This is a genomic window from Pedobacter psychrotolerans (genome assembly GCF_004340665.1).
Taxonomy (GTDB): Bacteria; Bacteroidota; Bacteroidia; order Sphingobacteriales; family Sphingobacteriaceae; genus Pedobacter; species Pedobacter psychrotolerans.
Genome location: NZ_SLWO01000016.1, coordinates 1 through 4,885, shown reverse-complemented (window position 1 = coordinate 4,885; position 4,885 = coordinate 1). Strand labels below are relative to the sequence as shown.

General features: G+C 30.9%; 7 protein-coding genes. All 7 read left to right on the top strand.

All coding sequences use genetic code 11. The features are described 5' to 3' along the window. Window positions 1–245: hypothetical protein (locus EV200_RS21935; protein ID WP_208864597.1), on the top strand; the 245-nt coding region annotated here is incomplete at its 5' end. Then, the gene (locus EV200_RS21610) at window positions 242–682 is read left to right on the top strand and encodes a hypothetical protein (protein ID WP_132536543.1); all 441 of its coding nucleotides are present in this window, start codon (window positions 242–244) and stop codon (window positions 680–682) included. The genes EV200_RS21935 and EV200_RS21610, both read left to right, overlap by 4 nt. A 5-nt stretch (window positions 683–687) precedes the next feature. After that, window positions 688–1,209 carry a hypothetical protein gene (locus EV200_RS21605; RefSeq protein ID WP_132536542.1) on the top strand — a complete coding sequence of 174 codons (522 nt, stop codon included), beginning with the start codon at window positions 688–690 and terminating at the stop codon, window positions 1,207–1,209. Between the two features lie 38 nt (window positions 1,210–1,247). Then, entirely contained in the window at window positions 1,248–1,784 is a 537-nt protein-coding gene (locus tag EV200_RS21600; protein ID WP_132536540.1) for a hypothetical protein, read from the top strand. Beyond that, window positions 1,784–2,263 (top strand): hypothetical protein, encoded by a 480-nt coding sequence (locus tag EV200_RS21595; RefSeq protein ID WP_132536538.1) that lies wholly within the window; start codon window positions 1,784–1,786, stop codon window positions 2,261–2,263. The genes EV200_RS21600 and EV200_RS21595 overlap by 1 nt, the downstream gene beginning before the upstream one ends. A 452-nt stretch (window positions 2,264–2,715) precedes the next feature. Next, complete coding sequence (locus EV200_RS21590) at window positions 2,716–3,195, top strand: hypothetical protein (protein WP_132536536.1); 480 nt, start codon at window positions 2,716–2,718, stop codon at window positions 3,193–3,195. A gap of 100 nt (window positions 3,196–3,295) precedes the next feature. Continuing rightward, window positions 3,296–3,835: a hypothetical protein gene (locus EV200_RS21585; protein ID WP_132536534.1), complete on the top strand. Its 540-nt coding sequence runs from the start codon at window positions 3,296–3,298 to the stop codon at window positions 3,833–3,835. Window positions 3,836–4,885: the final 1,050 nt, after the last annotated feature.

Genomic DNA, 4,885 nt, shown 5'->3' with positions numbered 1-4,885 from the left:
CAGGTGGAGGTGGCACTCCATATTTTGATTGCGCAGGTGTTAAAAATGGCAAGGCTATTGAGTCGCCCTGTGGCTGCATTGGCGGGACTACTGGAATTGAGAGTTGTGCTCAAAAAGAGATAATTGATAGTGTTAAAAATCCTTGTTTGAAAGCATCATTATCACTCGCAATTTCTAATGGGGTGAATAATCAAATAACAGGTTATATGAACTCTACATTTGGTACATCGTCCCAAAGAACTTGACATTTTATCAATCATCTACTTTAGCAAGTCAGGACGATGGTATTACAAATGGAAGTCAATATGATATTAACATTTATTTAAACTCAAATACGTTGCCCAGTTATTCCAAAGAATACACTATAGCAACTATCTATCATGAAGTGTTACATGCTTATTTAAATTCGTTATTTCAGCCAAACTCAAATGGACAAACATTTATTAATATACCAAATCAACATGAATATATGGCTACAAATTATGTAACAGTTATTAGTCGTGCTCTAACATCTAAATTTCCTGAAATATCCTCATACGATGCTTGGGGTCTTGCTTGGGGAGGTTTACAAGAAACTAGTTTATGGGGCGTTTTAACTGAATCAGATAAACAACAAATTATCGATATTAATAAGAACTACTCAAATAGAGGATCACTTAAAAAAGGTGATTATTGCAATTAAGGACTATGAAAGCAATATTTATATTACTCTTAATCTTATGTTTTTTTAAGGTTAAAGGACAAAACAAAGATTCGGAACAATTTATAAATAATTTTTATAAAGGTAATGACACAATTGTTTATTTTCAAATCATTGATAAATTCACACTTACTCAATTAGAAAAGATTGTTTTAAAGGATAGTTTAAGTGGTATTTTTGAAGATTATGATAAAAAATTTAGTCTTACTAGGTCAGAAAGATCTCAGATAAAACAAGAATTAGATCAAATGCAAAAATATCACTGGTCTTCAAAACTATTTAATAAAATACAAGGCATCGCCGTTGATCCTGATTCTATTAACAAAAATCTAGGGCAGAATAAAATCGTGACTTTTAGCAAGCCAATTTTTATTAGAGAAAAAACATATTGCCTTTTTTATAATGGTTATTCCTGCGGTTCGAGATGTGGCCAAGGAAGATTTATTTTATATAAAAGAATGCATAAAAAATGGGTGCCATATATTATTTTATATAAATGGATTGCCTAATCTTTAAAGACAGTGCTATTGTTTTTAAATGCATATGAATGATATTATATGGAATTCCAAATATTACTGGTATTGACGCTAATGGTAATGATGTTGTAACAATTACAAATGGCTCTACTAACCCTATAACCGGTAATATTACCTTAAATTTAAATGCAGCTAAAGACTTAGGAGTCGTTGCAACGATGATACATGAGCTCATGCACTCATATTTCATATATGGGATCAAGCATACTACAGATAGTGAAAAATTCTTTTTTCAGGATATGAATCAATACCTTTATGATAACCAGAGTTATCCTATTACTGAACAATATGATGTTGCCCAGCACGAACAAATGGCTGCTACTTATGTGAATTCAATGGGTTCCCTTCTACAAGCATATGCTATTGAACGTGGTATTCTCACTTCACCCGATTCTAGCATTGATCTAGCAACTTATTACAAAGACATAATGTGGAGAAATTTGTCAATGTCTCAGGGTAAAGTCAAAGCTCCGAATGCTGCTAGAGCAAAAGCTAATGGCGCTCGTGAAGCAAATAATCAATCAGGAACAAATAAAAAAGGATGTTAATGAAATCTTTAATTTTGTATTTTATTCTTTTTGTCAGTTGGGGGTGCAAAGCTCAACAAGAACAATCCAGGCAAAATACCAATCCTGTAAAGATAACTTCTTTATTTTCTGAAGTACTTTACAACTTAGCAAATAGAAAAGATAATGTCGAAAAAAATGGTGCAACTATCTGCATTCCTCGCTTTTCTAAAGATGGAATGCAATATTTACCTAATTTTTTAAGAGATGGAGGATTGAACCAACTTTCAGATAGTACAGAATGGCAATTTGTTAAAAGCTATCTAACAAAATCTAGAAATCTTCAACACCAGAGTTTTGAAAAATTAGAGGTTAGAAAAATTTTAAAAAGTAAAGGAGTTAATCTTTCAGATCGTTCGGGATTACGTATGGGATTTACTCCATTCATTTTAAACGAATCAGAAATAGGGCTTGTGTTATCTATTATGACTTTTTTTCGAATGCAGTTGGAGAAGGTGTAATTACAAATAGGATAATAGCTTTCTATAAATATGAAGATACAATATGGAAAAAAGTAGCAACATTACCACTTGCTATTGAATAGTCTAAGTGGGGCTTAAAACATAACCGTTATAATTTTACTATACAAAATTATTAATCCGCTTTAGAATTTTTATATTAATAGGATACTAAAGGATTAAAAAAGAAAGGATACGTCAGGTTAATGCCTTATAACCAATCAACATGAAACTGTGACCGATAAGTATGTGCTTTTGATGACTTGGGTGCTCAAAATTGCTTTTCCCAACATTAGTGATTAGGAAGCTTGAAGCCTTAGCTGGGAAGGTTTAGAAAAAACTAATCTCTATATAACAAAACTGACTCAAGTAGAAAGGGATGCCATAAATGAGACAAACAGACGACACATTAATAAATCCGCTACTAACAGACGGGGAACATACTGCAAATAATTATGAAATACTTATTCTTTTTACTTGTTTTTGCAAGCGGCATAGCAAGTGCACAAAATACTTCCCCAAAGATTGAAAAATTTTTTATAAGCACTTTGGAAAAAGGTGCGAAAAGCGAACTTTATAGCTTAACCAAAAAAAACTTTGTTTACTTCTATCCCATTGCCTATTCATTCGATGAAACTGGAGGTATCGATTCTTTATATTTTTCAGAGAAAACAGATACACGCACAAAAGAGTTATTTGGTCTGAATCATTCGTTGCTGATCAGAATGAAAAAACATAATTATAAGTATAAAGAACTTTCAAAAAAAATTGTCTTGGTTCTTTTTTACCATTATAGGGGAGATGATGATTTTGTCGATTACAGTAGCGGTTTTCTGAAGAGTTTAGAAAACATAATTCCTGAAGCGGTGCAGGGCAAAGATATAATCATCTTAAAGCCAATAACCAGTGCACTTCTGCCAGATATTTATAATTAAGCAATATACATTATATCTGTTATTGCATAAGCTTTGATTGATACACAGAAAAAAGTACGATTGCTATATTGAGACATGGTACTTATTGTAATTAGAAAATATGAAAGGAGTAGTCATTAGTATATGTTTATTGCTAGGTTTTGTAAACATATCTTCTTCCCAACAGCTAAACGTTTATGATGAGTCGGCACCAGTCTCTATTATCTCTTTAAAACAAAAGACAGATATTCGGATTTCAATTTTAAAAAGATTTGATAAATATATTAAAAGCGAAGCATTGTTTAAGATGCCTAAGAATAATATGGTTTTGATTTCTGTAGCTATTTTTGTTGATTCGTTAGGTAATATTAAGAACGTTTTCTTCTCAGGTAATGTATTAAGAGATAAATCCACAATCATTATTGTGAATGATAATTTGATTTATGACTTGAAAAAAATGCCAGTGGATGATCCTATTTATAGAAATAAGATATTAATTTTTCCAATACTTTTTAAAAGGCCTCAGGATGACAAAATTTCTAATTTGAATGAATTTTTAAAAGATTTTTCATCTTTATGGCCAGTAATTAATACGGATAGCAAGCATGAAATGGTATTGTTACAACCATTTATAAATGATTTCTTTGACCCTATAAATTAGATTTGATTTTAACTTTTTCTGATTTAGCTAGTTTAAATATAAAATATACGGTAATCCATAAACAAGTTTGATCATATCTCACATAAATTTCTACTAACCTTTTATAGGAATATAAAATTAGATCTGGCTTTCTAAAAAGAAAAGATTAAAAGTAATGGTTAAGATTTTCGGTCGTAAAACTCTGTTAGTGCTTAACTTGATACCGTTGATCCTGGAACCCCACAAATTTTATAGACAATGTAAATTCGGCGTTTGCAGCGATCCAGGCAAAGTATGGTATTACAGCAGCTGAACGGAATACATTTAATCTGGCAAATTTAAATTCCAATAACAAACTTTCTACAACTGGTTGTAACTAAAATTAATATGATGAGATATTTAATTATTTTTGGAATAGGTTTTCTTTTACTTTTTAAAACCCAAAATGTAAAAGCTCAGAACGAAAAAATAAAAAGAGATACTATTTATTATCTTTTAGATACAGCTGCAATACCTGCAAAAGATAGAATATTCACATTCGAAAGGGAGGGGCCTTTTAAGTTGTATGTATTACAATGCAGATGTTATCCTTTTTTTAAAGACATTAGTTTTTTTATAGTACGGAGCGACATAAAAACAAAAAAATTAGCATTGAAGAATTTAGCAAGATTAAAACTGTTCCAATTACACAATTAATTGATATTGCAGTGAAATGCCTGCCACCTGCAGATTGGACGAAATATAAATTTGTATTTATCGAGCCAGACGGAGAAAACATGAGGTTAATAGATATGGCATTAGCGGCCCCGTACAATCCCAGAAAAGTTAATTCAATTGGAAAGATAAAAAGGTTTTAGACTGCAAAATACCGCTGTAATTTAATTATATACAGGTAGAAAAAGAATAAGAAATTATTTGTTTAGATATTTAGAAAGCTTTCCTCAAAAGGGAAAGCTTTTTTTGTTTTATTGCCACTTAATAAGACGGTTTGTGTAATAAAATAAGTAGTTGGTGTAAAAAAATATTTCCTATCAAGTTATTTAACTTGTTTCAGGTATACCTCAACCTTAA